Genomic DNA, 15,005 nt, shown 5'->3' with positions numbered 1-15,005 from the left:
CACGCACCTCGCCGCGTTGTCGTCGGTCGCCAATGCTCCGCAGTGGCTCCCTCCTCCGCCTTGCGATGCACGCACCCCAACGCCGCGGCCTGATCCGACAAAACCCACAAGACACGCCCGGGCGCTCAGCTTCCGCTCAGCCCAGCAGCACGTCGTCGTCACCCAGCCGGCGCAGCTCGCGCACCAGCAGGGCGGTGCCGGTGATCAGCGCGGCGGCGCCGACCAGGGCGTTGACCAGCTTGAGGGCGTCGCTCTCCTCGCGGGCCTTGCGGACGTCCTTGACCACCGAGATCGCGCCGAACGCGCTGGTGCCGATGGACAGCCAGAGCCCGGGCTTGGAGTGCTTCCAACCCTTGGCCTTCTCGATCCTGCTCACAGTGCCGGTGCCTCCTCCAGCAGGGTGTGCCCCCACTTGTCGTTGAGTGCGGCCTCGACGGCGCCGCCCACGCGGTACAGGCGGTCGTCCGCCATCGCGGGCGCGATGATCTGCAGGCCGACCGGGAGATTGTCCTCCGGGGCGAGGCCGACCGGCAGCGACATGGCCGCGTTGCCCGCCAGGTTGGACGGGATCGTGCACAGGTCGGCCAGGTACATCGCCATCGGGTCGTCGGCGCGCTCGCCGATCGGGAAGGCGGTGGTCGGCGTGGTCGGGGAGACCAGCACGTCCACGCCGGCGAAGGCGGTGTCGAAGTCGCGCGAGATCAGCGTGCGGACCTTCTGGGCCGAGCCGTAGTAGGCGTCGTAGTAGCCCGAGGAGAGCGCGTAGGTGCCCAGGATGATGCGGCGCTTGACCTCGTCGCCGAAGCCGGCCTCGCGGGTCAGCGCGGTGACCTCCTCGGCCGAACGCGTGCCGTCGTCGCCGACCCGCAGGCCGTAGCGCATGGCGTCGAAGCGGGCCAGGTTGGAGGAGCACTCGCTCGGCGCGATCAGGTAGTACGCCGGCAGCGCCAGGGTGAACGACGGGCAGGACACCTCGACGACCTCGGCGCCCAGCTCGCGCAGCAGCTCCACCGACTCGTTGAAGCGCTGCATGACGCCGGCCTGGTAGCCCTCGCCCGCGAACTCCTTGACGACGCCGATCCGCATGCCGCGGATGTCGCGCATCTTCGCGGCCTCGACCACGGCCGGGACGGGCGCGTCGATCGAGGTGGAGTCCAGCGGGTCGTGGCCGGCGATGGCCTCGTGCAGCAGCGCCGCGTCCAGCACCGTACGGGCGCACGGGCCGCCCTGGTCCAGGCTGGAGGAGAACGCGACCAGGCCGTAGCGGGAGACCGAGCCGTAGGTCGGCTTCACGCCGACGGTGCCGGTGACGGCGCCGGGCTGGCGGATCGAGCCGCCGGTGTCGGTGCCGATGGCCAGCGGGGCCTCGAAGGCGGCCAGCGCGGCGGCCGAACCGCCGCCGGATCCGCCGGGGATGCGGGTGAGGTCCCACGGGTTGCCGGTCGGGCCGTAGGCGGAGTTCTCGGTGGAGGAGCCCATCGCGAACTCGTCCATGTTGGTCTTGCCGAGGATGACGACGCCGGCGTCCTTCAGCCGCGAGGTCAGGGTGGCGTCGTACGGCGGCACCCAGCCCTCGAGGATCTTGGAGCCGCAGGTGGTCGGGATGCCCTTGGTCGTGAAGACGTCCTTGAGCGCCAGCGGGACACCGGCCAGCGGGCCCAGCTCCTCGCCCTTGGCGCGCTTGTCGTCCACGGCCCTGGCGGCGGCCAGGGCGCCCTCGGTGTCGACGTGCAGGAAGGCGTTGACCTTCTTGTCGACGGCGTCGATGCGGTCCAGGTGCGCCTGCGCGACCTCGACGGCCGACACCTCGCCCTTGGCGATGGCGCTCGCGGTCTCGGCCGCGGTCCACTTGATCATCGGAGTGGGAATGAGCTCGGTCATCTCGGTCAGTCCTCCCCGAGGATCTGCGGCACACGGAAACGCTGCTCCTCGGCGGCGGGGGCGCCGGACAGCGCCTGCTCCGGGGTGAGCGACGGCCGCACCTCGTCCGCACGCATGACGTTCGTCAGCGGGAGCGGGTGGGAGGTCGGCGGTACGTCCTGTCCGGCGACCTCGGAAACGCGGGCGACCGCGCCGATGATCACGTCGAGCTGCTCGGCGAAGTGGTCCAGCTCTTCGGGCTTCAGCTCAAGACGCGACAGCCGGGCGAGGTGGGCGACCTCCTCGCGCGTGATGCCAGGCATGCAGCGATCCTCAGGGTGAGTTCTGGTGAGGCCCGGCGGCGCCTGCCGGCGTGCCGGGCCCGGGCAGGAGCGGCCGGGTTCGGCGCTCCGTCCTCGTGGTCTTTGGACCCCATCCTATGGGGCCCGGCCCGGCCACCGGCCAACGAGTTGATCCGGGGCCGCGTCACTGGGGCCTGGTGTGCGCCCAACTCTGCGCGCCCGGAGGCACGGACGGGAGCGCCTTCACGTGCTGGACGAGCTGCGGGTGCTGGACGTGCTGCGCGTGCGCGGCCTGGACGGGCATCGGCTTGACGGGCCCCGGCTGCACGGGCAGGGGCTGGGCCGCGGGGGCGCTCTGGGGCAGCACGGCGGGCTGCGGGACGGGCTTGGGGACGGCCTTCGCGGCGGGCGGCATCACCGGCATCACCGGCATCACGGGCTTCGCGGCGGGCTGTGCGACGGGCTGTGCGATCGGCTTGGCCGCGGGCGGGAGCGTCGCCGGCAGCGCCGGCTGCGGCACGGACGGCGCGACGGCCTGCGGAACGACGGCCTGCGGGACAGCGGCCTGCGGGACGGCGGGCCGGGGCAGGACGGGCCCGGTGATCGGCTGCGCCCACCGGGCCGCGCCCAGCCGCTCGACGGACGGCGGGGTGGCGGTGCGGTGCACCAGCAGCCAGGCGGTGGCCTGTTCGGCCGGCAGTGCGGCCGACACCAGCCAGCCCTGCACCGCGTCCACGCCCAGGCCGTGCAGCCGCTCCCAGGTCTCGTCGTCCTCCACCCCCTCGGCGACGACGGTCAGGCCCAGCGAGTGGGCGAGCTCCACCGAGCAGCGCACGACGGCGGCGTCGTGGTCGTCGGCGACCATCCGGGAGACGAAGGAGCGGTCGATCTTCAACTCCCCCACCGGCAGGCTGCGCAGGCGCACCAGCGAGGAGTGCCCGGTGCCGAAGTCGTCCAGGGACATCCCGACGCCGTAGCCGCGCAGTTCGGCGAGGGTGTCGGCGGCCCGGCGGGAGTCGTCCAGGAGCAGCCGCTCGGTGATCTCCAGCTGGAGCGCGTGGGCCGGCACCCGGTGGCGCAGCAGGTGCCCGGCGACGCGCTGGGCGAAGCCCGGGCTGAGCACGTCGCGCGGGGAGACGTTCACCGCGACCTGCACCTGGAGGCCCTGGTCGCGCCAGGCGGCGAGCTGGCCGACCGCCGCCTCCAGCACGTAGTCGGTGAGCCGGGGCATCAGGCCGCTGGACTCGGCGAGCCCGACGAACTCGTCCGGCGAGACCTTCCCCTGCCCGGGCCGCTCCCAGCGCAGCAGCGCCTCCAGGCCGACCACCCGGCCGTCGAAGGCGACCTTGGGCTGGTAGTGCAGCTGCACCTCGCCCGCCTCCAGCGCCCGGCGCAGGTCCCCCAACAGCCCTATGCGGTACGGGGTGTCGACGTCCTGCGCCTCGTCGTACTGGGCGACGCCGCTGCAGCCGCGCTGGGCGTGGCCCATGGCGACGTCGGCGCGGCGCAGCAGGGCTTCGGCGTCCTGGGCGTGCTGCGGGTAGACGCAGACGCCGGCGGTGGCCTCCAGGACGAGCAGCAGCCCGTCCAGGCGGATCGGGGCGGCGAGTTCGGCGATCAGGGCCTTGGCGACGCGTTCCAGGCTGTCGGGGCAGTTGATGCCGGGCAGCAGGACGGCGAACTCGTCGCCGCCCATCCGGGCCACCATGGGCCGCCCGCGCCGGTAGTGCCGGGGCAGGCCCGCGAAGACGTCGTCGATGGACTCCCGGGTGGCGCTGCCGGCGAGGCCTCCGGAGCGCAGGGCGCGGTGGAGACGGCGGGAGATGTGAACGAGAAGCCGGTCGCCGGCCGTATGTCCGAGTGTGTCGTTGAGCGATCGGAACCGGTCGAGGTCGAGCAGTATCAGACCGACGCTGGCGCCTTCATCGCGCTCGGCGATCGCCTCCTGGGCGGCCAGGAGTAACGCCTGACGGTTGGGCAGGTCGGTGAGCGGGTCGGTCAGTTGGTCGCGGGCGCGGTCACGGGCGATCCGCCAGGCCGCGACCAGCACGGCCAGGGGCACCGCGAACAGCGGCAGCAACTCGGGTTCGTAGCGGTAGACCAGGACGGCCAGCGGGATGAGCGGCGCGGCTCCGGCCAGCACCACGCCGAGCAGCAGGACCGCACCCGCCACCCCCTGCGGCGGGCGTGTGGGCGCGCCGCCGGTCGTACGATCCATAAGCCCTGTCCTCCGTCGGGCCCGCCCCGTCAGGCCGCCTTCAGGTGAGGCACCGTGCCGGTACCGACAGCTGCCGGGCATGGAGCGACCCCGAGGGCCACCGGCTCAGCCGGTGCCCCCACCCCTGCTGACACTCTGTTGCGCTCCAGGGTATGCCGGGGTCAACTCGCTGGGCAGACTTTCGGACAACCGGAAAAGCGCTGACACACCGGGTGCCGCTCGGTGACACAATGCCCGCTCTCACGGAGCGGCACCCGGTGACGTTGCATCAGGACGATAACAACCCGGATCCGGCCACGCGGGCCCCGGGTCCGCCGGGTCAGCCCTCGGCGGGGGCCTCCTCCGGGGCGACGGGAGCCTCCGGCTCCGGAAGTCCCAGGTGGGCGCGGGCGGCGGCGGGGCCGTCCGCGAGGAGCACGGCGAATCCGGCGTCGTCCAGGATCGGCAGGCCGAGCTGGGAAGCCTTGTCGAACTTGGACCCGGGGTTGTCACCGGCGACCACGAAGTCGGTCTTCTTCGACACCGATCCGGTCACCTTCGCGCCACGAGAGGTCAGCGCCTCCTTGGCGCCGTCCCGGGTGTGGCCGGCGAGCGTACCCGTCACCACGACGGTGAGGCCCTCCAGCGGGCGCTCCGCCTCCTCCTCGTCGGCGAACTCCTCGGTGAAGCGGACACCGGCGGCGCGCCACTTCTCCAGGATCTCCCGGTGCCACTCCTCCTGGTACCACTCCTTGATCGAGCGGGCGATCGTCGGGCCGACGCCCTCGGCGGCGGCCAGCTCCTCCTCGGTCGCGGCGAAGATCGCGTCCAGGTCGCGGAACTCCCGGGCCAGCACCTGCGCGGCCACCGGGCCGACGTGCCGGATGGAGAGGCCGTTGAGGAAGCGCCACAGCGGGCGGTCCTTCGCCTTCTCCAGGTTCTCCAGCAGCAGCTGGGTGTTCTTCTTCGGCTCGCCCTTGAGGTTCGCGAAGAAGGTGACCCGCTTCTCCTCGCCCGTCTCGTCGTCCAGCTTGGGCATGCCCGACTTCTGGTCGCGCACCAGCACCGTGATCGGCAGCAGCTCCTCGACCGTCAGGCCGAAGATGTCGGCCTCGGTGCGCACCGGCGGCACGGCCGGCGCCAGCGGCTGGGTCAGCGCGGTGGCCGCGACGTAGCCGAGCCCCTCCACGTCCAGGCAGGAGCGCCCGCCGAGGAAGGCGATCCGCTCCCGGATCTGGGCCGGGCACAGCTGCGCGTTCGGGCAGCGCAGGTCGATGTCCCCCTCGGCCATCGGGCGCAGCTCGGTGCCGCACTCCGGGCAGTGCGAGGGCATCACGAACGCCTGCTCGGTGCCGTCCCGCAGGTCGTAGACCGGGCCGAGGATCTCCGGGATCACGTCGCCGGCCTTGCGCAGCACGATCGTGTCGCCGAGCAGCACGTCCTTGGCCTTGACGATCTCCTGGTTGTGCAGCGTCGCGTACTGCACCATCGAGCCGGCCACCTTCACCGGCTCGGCCAGCACCGCGTACGGGGTGGCCCGGCCGGTGCGGCCGATGCCGACCTTGATCTCGGCCAGCTTGCCGGTGACCTCCTCCGGCGGGTACTTCCAGGCGATGGCCCAGCGCGGGGACTTGGAGGTGGCGCCGAGCCGGCCCTGCAGGGCGATCTCGTCCACCTTCACCACGACGCCGTCGATCTCGTGCTCGACCGAGTGCCGCTGCTCGCCGAAGTGCGCGATGAAGGCCCGGACCTCGGCGAGCGTCCCCACCACCTTGTTGTGCCGGGCGGTGGGCAGGCCCCAGTCGTGCAGCAGCCGGTAGGCGTGCGACTGGTCGTCGATGTCGAAGCCGACCCGGGCGCCGATGCCGTGCACCACCATGTGCAGCGGGCGGGAGGCGGTCACGTGCGGGTCCTTCTGGCGCAGCGAACCGGCGGCGGCGTTGCGGGGGTTCATGAACAGCCGGATCATCGCCCGGGGCCGCTTGCCCTCCTTGGCGCGCTCCTCGTTCTCCTGCCGGCGGCGCTCGTTCTCCTCCGCGAAGGAGGCGTTGAGCGCGTCGAACTCCTCCGTCGGGAAGTAGACCTCGCCGCGGATCTCCACCAGCTCGGGGATGTTCTCGCCCTTGAGCTGGTGCGGGATCTCCTTGATGGTGCGGACGTTGGCGGTGATGTCCTCGCCGACGCGGCCGTCGCCGCGCGTCGCCGCCTGCACCAACTGGCCGTTCTCGTAGGTGAGGTTGACGGCCAGGCCGTCCACCTTCAGCTCGCACAGGTAGTGGTAGTCGATGCCCTGGAGCTCGGTGGCGACCCGGTCCGCCCAGGCGCCGAGCTCCTCGTCGTCCATCGCGTTGTCCAGGCTGAGCAGCCGCTCCCGGTGCTCCACCTCCGCGAACAGCGCGGTGGGGGCGCCGCCGACCTTCTGGCTCGGCGAGTCCGGCGTCACCAGGGCCGGGTGCTCGGCCTCGACGCCCTCCAGCTCGCGCATCAGCGCGTCGAACTCGGCGTCGCTGACCGTCGGTGCGTCCTGCTCGTAGTACCGGGCGCGGTGGTCGGTGATCTCCGCCGCCAGCTCGGCGTGCCGCCTGCGCACCTCCGCCGGGACGTCCTCCCAGCCCTCGACAGCCGTCACCGAAGCCTCCTACAGTCTCATTCCGGGTTGTCCACCAGGCTCTGCGCCGCCCGCGCCGCGAGCGACAGCGCCTTGCGGGCGTAGGCCGGGGAGGCCCCGGCCAACCCGCAGGTCGGCGTCACCAGCACGCGACGGCCCAGCAGCTCCGGAGCGAACCCGAGCCTGCGCCACAAGGTCCTGACACCCTGGACACTACCGGCAGGGTCTGACATCCCACTTGATTGAGAAGCGGCCTGCTCCGTGGCCGGGACGACGCCCGCCAGGATCGCCGTACCGGCCTCCACGGCCTCGCCCAGATCGTCGTCGGAACGGTCCGTGAGCAGGGAGAAGTCCAGCGAGACGCCGGCCACCCCGGCCCGGCGCAGCAGCGGGATCGGCACCTCGGGCGCGCAGCAGTGCACCACCACGGGCACGTCCAGGGCGCGGATCGTCTCCCGCAGCGCCTCCTCGGCCACCTGCCGGTCGACGGAGCGCAGCCGCTGGAAGCCGCTGGCGGTCTTCACCCCGCCCGTGAGGACGGCCGGCAGGGACGGCTCGTCCAGCTGCAGCACCACCTGGGCGCCCGGGACGCGCCTGCGGACCTCGGCCAGGTGGCGGCGCAGACCCTCGGTGAGCGAGCCGGCGACGTCCCGGCAGGCGCCGGGGTCGGCGAGCGCCTTCTCCCCGTGCTTGAGTTCGATGCTCGCCGCCAGCGTCCACGGGCCCACCGCCTGCACCTTGAGCGCGCCCTCGTAGCCCTGGGTGAACTCCTCCAGGGCGTCCAGGTCCTCGCCGAGCCAGGAGTGCGCCCGCCGGGTGTCCCGGCCGGGGCGGTCGGCGAAGCGCCAGCCGCTGGGCTCGGTCTGCGCGAACAGCTCCACCAGCAGACCGGCGCTGCGGCCGATCATGTCCGCGCCCGGGCCGCGGGCGGGCAGCTCGGGCAGGAACGGCAGGTGCTCCAACGCCCCGGTGGCGGTCTTGGCCGCCTCCCGGGCGTCGGTGCCGGGCAGCGAGCCGACGCCCGTCGCGGCGCCGGTCAGGTCGGGGAAGGGGTGTTCGGTGCTCACCCCACCGAGCCTAGTGCGCCGTGATCACTTCTCCGGACGCGATCACTTCTCCGGCCGTGATCACTGCCCCGGACGCGATCACTGCCCCGGACGGACCGTGATGTCGGTGATCTCCGCGTCGCGCGAGGCGTCCAGCGCGGCGAGGACGGCCTTCGCCACCGACTCCGGGGCGATGAAGCGCGAGGCGTCGTACTCCTTGCCCTCCTGCTGGTGGACCTTGACCTGCATCGCGGTGGCGGTGCGCCCCGGGTACACGGTGGTGACGCGGACGCCGCCCGCGTGCTCCTCCTGCCGCAGCGAGTCCGCGAGCGCGCGCAGCCCGTGCTTGCTCGCCGCGTACGCCGACCACTCGGCGTGGGCGTTCAGCCCGGCGCCGGAGTTGACGAACACCACGTGCCCCTTGGCCAGGCGCAGCGAGGGCAGCATCAGCCGGGTCAGCTCGGCGGGCGCGACGAGGTTGACGTTCAGCGTCTCCTGCCAGGCCTTGACCGGCAGTTCGCCGACCTGGCCCAGTTCGACGACGCCCGCCACGTGCAGCAGGGAGTCCAGCCGGACGGGCAGCTGCTGCTGCCCGAAGGCCCAGGAGAGCTTCGCCGGGTCCCCCAGGTCGCCGACCAGGGTCTTCGCGCCGGAGAACCGCTCGCGCAGCTGGGCGGCCCGCCGGGCGTCGCGGGCGAGGAGCCAGAGCTCCTCCCCGCGCTCCTGGAGTCGCTCGGTCAGGACGGCGCCGATGCCGGAGCCGGCGCCGGTGATCAGATGTGCAGCCATGGTCCCGATCCTCTCAGGGCTTGAGCTGGGCGAACACCTCGGCGGGCGTGTCCGCGAAGGCGATCAGCTCGGCGAGCGGCCTGGGCAGGAAGCCCTCCGCGTCCATCCGCTCGAGCTGGGTGCGCAGGCCGCCGTAGAACCCCTCGGTGTCGAGCACCACGACCGGCTTGTCGAACATGCCGTGCTTCTTCAGCTCCAGCACCTCGGTGACCTCGTCCAGCGTCCCCAGCCCGCCGACCAGCACCACGATCGCGTCGGCCCGGTTCGCCAGCTCCGCCTTGCGCTCCGCGAGGTCGGCCGTCCACACCAGCTCGTCCGCCCCCGCGTACGCCTTGTGCCGCAGCATCTCCACCATCACCCCGACGAGCCCGCCCCCGGCGGCCTTCACCCCGTCCGCCAGCACCCCCATCAGCCCGGCGTTCGACCCGCCCCACACCAGCGTGTGCCCGCCCTCCCCCAACAGCCGTGCGAACTCCGCGGCGGGAGCGGTGTAACGGTCGTCGAGCGAGTACGCGGAGCAGAAGACACAGATATTCATAGTGCGAACCGGTCTATCACGCCCGCCCTCCGCCGGTCAGTCCGCGTAGGGCACCAGTGCCGACAGGCCCAGGCTGAAGCCGAAGGGCGCCGGAATGGCGATCGCGTCACCGAACCCCCGGTCACTGCGGGTGTGGTACCGGTCCTGGTCCGGCTCGGAGAACAGCGTCACCGTCTGCTGACGCGGATCGACGATGAGGTACAGCGGGATGCGCATCACGGCGTAGTCGCGCAGTTTGTCCATCCAGTCGTTGCCCGGATTGGACGGCGAGACGATCTCCACGGCGATCAGCGCCTCCTCCGCGGGGGCCTTGTTGCCCGGCCGGGAGAGCACCTCCAGCGGGAGGTACGTCAGGTCCGGCTCGCGCCCCTTGGAGACGTCCGGGCTGACGATCTCGCTCCGCTCGCTGGGGAGGTAGCCGTCCGGCGCGTGCTGCTCGAACTGCCGGCGCACCTGGGCCACGTTGAGCTGGTGGATGTTGGACGGCGACGCCTGCATGATCAGCGTGTCGCCGGACCACTCGATCCGGACACCCTCCGGGGCGATCCGCTCCAGCTCCTCGACGAAGTCGCGGTGCTGCTCGTAGAAACTCATGGCACCCACTATGACCGCCCGTGCGACATCCCGGGGCCCCGCGTAGTCGTGTAGGGCATGCACAGGGAACGCGGAACGAGCGGACGGGCGGGGAACGGGTGAAGGCGGCACAGGAGGACGAGTACGTGGCGTTCGTGGCCGGGAGGGCGAAGGCGCTCCACCGGTCGGCGTACGTGCTCGCGGCGGGGGACGCGCACCTGGCGGAGGACCTCGTCCAGGAGGCGCTCGGCAAGGTGTATGTGCACTGGCGGAAGGTGGCCCGGGCGGACAACCCGGCGGCGTACGCCCAGACGGTGCTGGTCCGCACCTTCCTCAGCCTGCGGCGGCGGATGAGCACCTCCGAGCGCCCCACCGGCAGCGGGAGTCTGCCCGAGGACGCGGCCTCCGGGCCGGACACCGCGCTGCGGCTGACCCTGCTGGACGTGCTGGCCCAACTGCCGCCCCGGGACCGGGCGGTGCTGCTGCTGCGCTACTGGGAGGACCGCAGCATCGAGGAGACCGCCGGGATGCTCAGGATGACGAGCAGCGCGGTCCGCTCCCGGGGCACCCGGGCGCTCGCCAAGGCGCGGGTGCTGCTCGGCGACAGCCTCTCCGACCTGATCTCCCTGTGACCACCATCCGCGACGGAAGAGACGACACCGAGATGCCCTTCGAAGCAGACCTCGCCCACGCCCTGGACCGTACGGCCGACTCCCTCGACCCCGACCTCGCCGCACTGACGCGCGGGGCCGTCACCCGCGGCCGCAGCCTCCGGCGCCGCCGCAGGGCGGGCCTCCTCGCCGGGGCCGGCGCCTGCTGCGCCGTGATCGCGACGGCCGGCCTCGTGCTCCCCGGTGCCCTCTCCCGGAGCCACGACCGGGAGCCGACCCCGATGGCCGCGCCGCGGACCGCGATCAGCGACGCGCAGATGATCCGGGCCCTGGAGGGGACGTTCCCCGACGGCCGGTTCAGCCAGGTGAAGGGGCAGGGCGAGAACCCGAACCACCCGGGCGACGGCGCCGTCGCCAACGCCGGCCTGATCCTCGACGACGGGCACGGCCCCGCCTCGGTCGGCGTCTCGGGCGTGCGCCTCAGGCTGCCCCTCCAGGACGGCGACGGACTGAGCTGCGACGACGCGCCCAAGCGCGCCCCCGGTGACACCTGCCGGATGAGCGAACTGCCGAGCAGCGCCGAACTCCCCGGCGGGGCCCTGGTGATGCAGGAGCAGAACGCCGCCAAGGGCCAGGCCCAGACCGGCGTCCGCCGCTGGACGACCACGGTGACACTGAAGTCGACCGGCGCGCAGCTCCAGATGGTGCAGTGGAACAGCACCGGCGGCGACGGACCGGCCCCGACCCGCACCGCTCCCCCGCTCACCGATCAGGAGGCGGTCACCGCCCTGACCGGCCCCTCCTGGGCGCCGATCCTCAGCGCCCTCGGCTGACGGCGGCTCAGCTCCCCAGGAAGCGCAGGACCGCCAGGACGCGGCGGTTGGTGCCGCCGTCGCGCGGCAGGCGCAGCTTGTCGAAGACGGCGTTGGCGTGCTTCTCCACCGCGCTCCTGGAGACGACGAGCCGCTCGGCGATGGCCGCGTTGGTGTGACCCTGGGCCATCAGGGAGAGGACGTCGCGCTCGCGGCCGGTGAGCCGGTCGAGGTCGTCGGTGTGCCGGGTGCGGGCGAGGAGGCGGCGGACGACCTCCGGGTCGAAGGCCGTGCCGCCGGAGTGCACGCGGTCCAGGGCGGCCAGGAACTCCTCCACCCTCCCGACGCGGTCCTTCAGCAGGTAGCCCACGCCCTCGGTGCCGGAGGCCAGCAGTTCGACGGCGTAGCGCTGTTCGACGTACTGGGACAGCACCAGGACACCCACCCCGGGGTGCTCGGCGCGCAGGTGCAGGGCGGCGCGCAGTCCCTCGTCGGTGTGGGTGGGCGGCATGCGGACGTCCACGACCACCACCTCCGGCGGGGCCGCGGCGACGGCGGTCAGCAGGGCGTCGGCGTCGCCGACGGCGGCGGTCACCTCGTGGCCCTCGTCGGCCAGCAGGCGGACGAGGCCCTCGCGCAGCAGCGCGGAGTCCTCGGCGATCATCAGGCGCACGGCAGTTCCGCGATCACTTCGGTCGGTCCCCCCGGTGGGCTGTCGATGCTCAGGCGTCCGTCCAGCGCGGCGATCCGGCGGGCCAGGCCGGACAGGCCCGCTCCGGCGGGGTCGGCGCCGCCGCGCCCGTCGTCCCGCACCGACACCCTGACCAGGCCCGCGTCCTGGCTGATCGTCACGTCGATGCGGCCGGCTCCGGCGTGCTTGGCCGCGTTGGTGACGGCCTCGCGGACGGTGAAGTAGGCGGCCGTCTCGACGGCGGGGGCCGGCCGCCGGGTCAGGCCGCCGGTGAGGTGGACGGGGACGGGCGAACGCTCGGCGTCGACGGCCAGGGCCTCGTACAGCCCGAGCTCGTCGAGGGAGGCCGGGTACACCCGCCAGGCGACCTGGCGCAGTTCCTCCAGCGCGTGCTCGGCCTCGGTCTGCGCCTGCCGGTAGAGCTCGTCGGAGCCCTTGCGGCGGGCCCGTCCGAGCAGCATCGACACCACGACCAGCCGCTGCTGGAGGCCGTCGTGCAGGTCGCGTTCGATGCGGCGCCGTTCGGCGTCGACGGCCTCGACGATCCCGGAGCGGCTGGCGGCGAGTTCGTCGATCCGGCGGCGCATCCGGGCCAGTTCGTCGGGCTCCAGGAAGCGGCGCACGAGGGTGCGTTCGAGTTCCGCGACGGCGGCCAGCCCGGCGAGGTCGAGGAAGAGCAGCAGCAGGCCGACGGAGAGGAGGTACCCGGCGACCGGCCAGGTCGGGGCCATGCCGTCGACCTCGCGGCCGGTGAGCCAGCGCCGCAGCCCGGCGGTGGCCGTCCAGCCGCCCACCGCCAGCAGGAACAGGGCCCCGCCCCCGAGCAGGCCGACGGGGACGCGGCACCACAGGTAGGCGGAGGCCCGCCTCGGCTCGATCGGCTCGGGGGTCGCCTGCCCGCCGCCGAGGAGCGCGGCGACGCGCCGCCGCTCCAGGGCCGCCAGCCGGACCACCGGACCCGGGGTCCGCACCACCGCGGCCGCCGCCAGCACGGCGAGGGCGGCGAGCGCCGAGACCGCGCCCAGCGCGATGCCCGCCGCCCCGCGCACGGCCCTCACCCACGGTGCCGGGCGCTCGGGCGGCGGCGCATCCGCACCAGGAACCAGCGGGCGACGACCAGCAGCGCGACCGCCACCACGCCCTTCGACACCCATCCCCCGTACTCCTCCACCAGCTGCCAGTTGTCCCCGAGCCAGTATCCCAACAGCACGAAGGCGGTGTTCCAGACCAGACTGCCGACGGCGGTCATCAGGGTGAAGGCGGTCAGCGGCATCCGCTGGATCCCGGCCGGTACCGAGATGAGGCTGCGCACCACCGGCACCATGCGGGCGATCAGGACGGCGGTGCGGCCGTGCCGCTCGAACCAGGCTTCGGCCCGGTCCAGCTCGTGCGGGCTGACGAAGGGGATGCGGGCGGCGAGCGCGCGGGTGCGGTCGCGGCCCAGGAGGGCGCCGGCGGCGTAGACGATCCAGGAGCCGACGATCGAGCCGATCGTGGTCCACAGGATGACGGCCGGCAGGCTCAACCGGCCCTGTCCGGCGGCGAATCCGGCGATGGGGAGGATGACCTCGCTGGGGATGAACGGCAGGACGGTGTCGACGAGGTTGGTCAGGCCGGCGCCGGGGGCGCCGAGGCCGCCCATCACGTCGGCGGCCCAGCCGGCGATGCCGCCGGCGGGCTCGGCGTGCTCGGTGGAGGTCGCGAGGAGGGCTGAAGCGTGCGGCGTTGCGATCATGCCCTCCACGCTAGAAACGCGCCGGGGCCGCCACCATGAGGTCGACCGCCCGCTTCCCCTGCGGAAAACCGCAGGGGAGCCGGGCCCGGGCTCAGCCCGTCAGGGCCGGGCGCTCCGTCGTGGCGATGGTGGCCGAGCCGACCACGCGGGTGCCGTCGTAGAGCACCACGGCCTGGCCGGGGGCGATGCCCCGGGCCGGGGTGTCCAGCCGCACGTGGAGCTCGCCGTCGACCACGGAGGCGGCCACGGGGACCTCCTCGCCGTGGGCACGCAGCTGGGCGGTGTAGCGGCCGTCGGCGAGGGCCTCGGTGCCGCACCAGCGGGGGCGGATGGCGGTCAGCCCGACCACGTCCAGGCCCTCGACCGGTCCGACGGTCACGGTGTTGTTCACCGGCGAGATGTCGAGGACGTACCGCGGCTTGCCGTCCGCCGCCGGGCGGCCGATGCGCAGGCCCTTGCGCTGGCCGATGGTGAAGCCGTACGCGCCGTCGTGCTCGCCGAGCTTGGTGCCGTCCGCGTCGATGATGTCGCCGGTGGCGGTGCCGAGGTGGCGGGCGAGGAAGCCCTGGGTGTCGCCGTCCGCGATGAAGCAGATGTCGTGGCTGTCGGGCTTCTTGGCCACGGCCAGCCCGCGCTGCGCCGCCTCCTCGCGGATGGCCTCCTTGGTGGTGTCGCCGAGCGGGAAGAGGGAGTGGGCCAGCTGGTCGGCGTCGAGCACGCCGAGGACGTACGACTGGTCCTTGGCGGAGTCGACGGCCCGGTGCAGCTCGCGCGAGCCGTCCGGCAGGTCGACGATGCGGGCGTAGTGGCCGGTGCAGACGGCGTCGAAGCCGAGGGCGATCGCCTTGTCGAGCAGCGCCGCGAACTTGATCTTCTCGTTGCAGCGCAGGCAGGGGTTGGGCGTGCGGCCGGCCGCGTACTCGGCCACGAAGTCGTCGATGACGTCCTCGCGGAAGCGCTCGGCGAGGTCCCAGACGTAGAACGGGATGCCGATCACGTCGGCCGCCCGCCAGGCGTCCCGCGAGTCCTCGATGGTGCAGCAGCCGCGGGCGCCCGTGCGGAAGGACTGCGGGTTGGCGGACAGCGCCAGGTGGACGCCCGTCACCTCGTGCCCCGCTTCGACGGCGCGCGCGGCGGCGACGGCGGAGTCGACTCCGCCGGACATCGCCGCGAGCACGCGCAGACGGCCGGTGGAAGGGGTGGTCGGGGCGCCCGGGAAGTCAGTCATGATGCCAACAAGGGT

At 73.2% G+C, this 15,005-nt stretch carries 14 protein-coding genes and 1 pseudogene; 2 read left to right on the top strand and 13 right to left on the bottom strand.

All coding sequences use genetic code 11. From position 1 onward, the window contains the following. Positions 1-136 precede the first annotated feature (136 nt). The 9 genes and pseudogenes from ACIBCA_RS33860 to ACIBCA_RS33820 all read right to left on the bottom strand — a co-directional run bounded on the left by ACIBCA_RS33860 (position 137) and on the right by ACIBCA_RS33820 (position 9,934). The gene (locus tag ACIBCA_RS33860) at positions 137-376 is read right to left on the bottom strand and encodes a hypothetical protein (RefSeq protein ID WP_396286926.1); all 240 of its coding nucleotides are present in this window, start codon (positions 374-376) and stop codon (positions 137-139) included. Further along, positions 373-1,857: an Asp-tRNA(Asn)/Glu-tRNA(Gln) amidotransferase subunit GatA gene (gatA, locus tag ACIBCA_RS33855; RefSeq protein WP_396286942.1), complete on the bottom strand. Its 1,485-nt coding sequence runs from the start codon at positions 1,855-1,857 to the stop codon at positions 373-375. The genes ACIBCA_RS33860 and gatA overlap by 4 nt, the downstream gene beginning before the upstream one ends. Positions 1,858-1,886: 29 nt before the next feature. Then, a complete protein-coding gene (gene gatC / locus ACIBCA_RS33850) occupies positions 1,887-2,183 on the bottom strand; it encodes an Asp-tRNA(Asn)/Glu-tRNA(Gln) amidotransferase subunit GatC (RefSeq protein WP_030057414.1) in 297 nt (98 codons plus the stop codon). Positions 2,184-2,766: 583 nt separating this feature from the next. After that, positions 2,767-4,317, bottom strand: a pseudogene (locus ACIBCA_RS33845) (putative bifunctional diguanylate cyclase/phosphodiesterase); the annotation flags it as partial. Positions 4,318-4,699: 382 nt separating this feature from the next. Further along, entirely contained in the window at positions 4,700-6,988 is a 2,289-nt protein-coding gene (gene ligA / locus ACIBCA_RS33840; RefSeq protein ID WP_396286925.1) for an NAD-dependent DNA ligase LigA, read from the bottom strand. A 17-nt stretch (positions 6,989-7,005) separates the two neighbouring features. Next, positions 7,006-8,034, bottom strand: coding sequence for a methionine synthase (locus tag ACIBCA_RS33835; RefSeq protein WP_396286924.1), 1,029 nt, complete (start codon positions 8,032-8,034; stop codon positions 7,006-7,008). A 78-nt stretch (positions 8,035-8,112) separates the two neighbouring features. Next, positions 8,113-8,802, bottom strand: a complete 690-nt coding sequence (locus tag ACIBCA_RS33830) for an SDR family oxidoreductase (protein WP_396286923.1) — start codon at positions 8,800-8,802, stop codon at positions 8,113-8,115. Positions 8,803-8,815: 13 nt separating this feature from the next. After that, the gene (locus ACIBCA_RS33825) at positions 8,816-9,340 is read right to left on the bottom strand and encodes a TIGR00730 family Rossman fold protein (protein ID WP_396286922.1); all 525 of its coding nucleotides are present in this window, start codon (positions 9,338-9,340) and stop codon (positions 8,816-8,818) included. 36 nt (positions 9,341-9,376) lie between these two features. After that, positions 9,377-9,934, bottom strand: coding sequence for a Uma2 family endonuclease (locus ACIBCA_RS33820; protein ID WP_396286921.1), 558 nt, complete (start codon positions 9,932-9,934; stop codon positions 9,377-9,379). Between the two features lie 98 nt (positions 9,935-10,032). On the opposite strand from ACIBCA_RS33820, the gene ACIBCA_RS33815 reads away from it, so the two are divergent. Together ACIBCA_RS33815 and ACIBCA_RS33810 are read left to right on the top strand one after the other, a co-directional pair. Next, positions 10,033-10,545 carry a SigE family RNA polymerase sigma factor gene (locus tag ACIBCA_RS33815; protein WP_396286920.1) on the top strand — a complete coding sequence of 171 codons (513 nt, stop codon included), beginning with the start codon at positions 10,033-10,035 and terminating at the stop codon, positions 10,543-10,545. Positions 10,546-10,577: 32 nt separating this feature from the next. Beyond that, complete coding sequence (locus tag ACIBCA_RS33810) at positions 10,578-11,357, top strand: hypothetical protein (RefSeq protein WP_396286919.1); 780 nt, start codon at positions 10,578-10,580, stop codon at positions 11,355-11,357. Between the two features lie 7 nt (positions 11,358-11,364). Here the strand turns inward: ACIBCA_RS33810 and ACIBCA_RS33805 are convergent, their stop codons facing one another. The 4 genes from ACIBCA_RS33805 to mnmA form a co-directional block, all read right to left on the bottom strand. Then, positions 11,365-12,000, bottom strand: coding sequence for a response regulator (locus ACIBCA_RS33805; RefSeq protein WP_396286941.1), 636 nt, complete (start codon positions 11,998-12,000; stop codon positions 11,365-11,367). After that, on the bottom strand, positions 12,000-13,076 hold the full coding sequence (locus tag ACIBCA_RS33800; protein WP_396286918.1) for a sensor histidine kinase: 1,077 nt from the start codon (positions 13,074-13,076) through the stop codon (positions 12,000-12,002). The genes ACIBCA_RS33805 and ACIBCA_RS33800 overlap by 1 nt, the downstream gene beginning before the upstream one ends. A gap of 5 nt (positions 13,077-13,081) precedes the next feature. Then, on the bottom strand, positions 13,082-13,762 hold the full coding sequence (locus tag ACIBCA_RS33795; protein WP_396286917.1) for a DedA family protein: 681 nt from the start codon (positions 13,760-13,762) through the stop codon (positions 13,082-13,084). Positions 13,763-13,853: 91 nt separating this feature from the next. Next, the gene (gene mnmA, locus ACIBCA_RS33790) at positions 13,854-14,990 is read right to left on the bottom strand and encodes a tRNA 2-thiouridine(34) synthase MnmA (protein WP_396286916.1); all 1,137 of its coding nucleotides are present in this window, start codon (positions 14,988-14,990) and stop codon (positions 13,854-13,856) included. Positions 14,991-15,005 lie beyond the last annotated feature (15 nt).

This window comes from Kitasatospora sp. NPDC051170, assembly GCF_044455705.1.
Classification (GTDB): Bacteria; Actinomycetota; Actinomycetes; order Streptomycetales; family Streptomycetaceae; genus Kitasatospora.
Note: the sequence above shows the minus strand (reverse complement) of the source record. Positions and strands in the feature narration are given on the sequence as shown.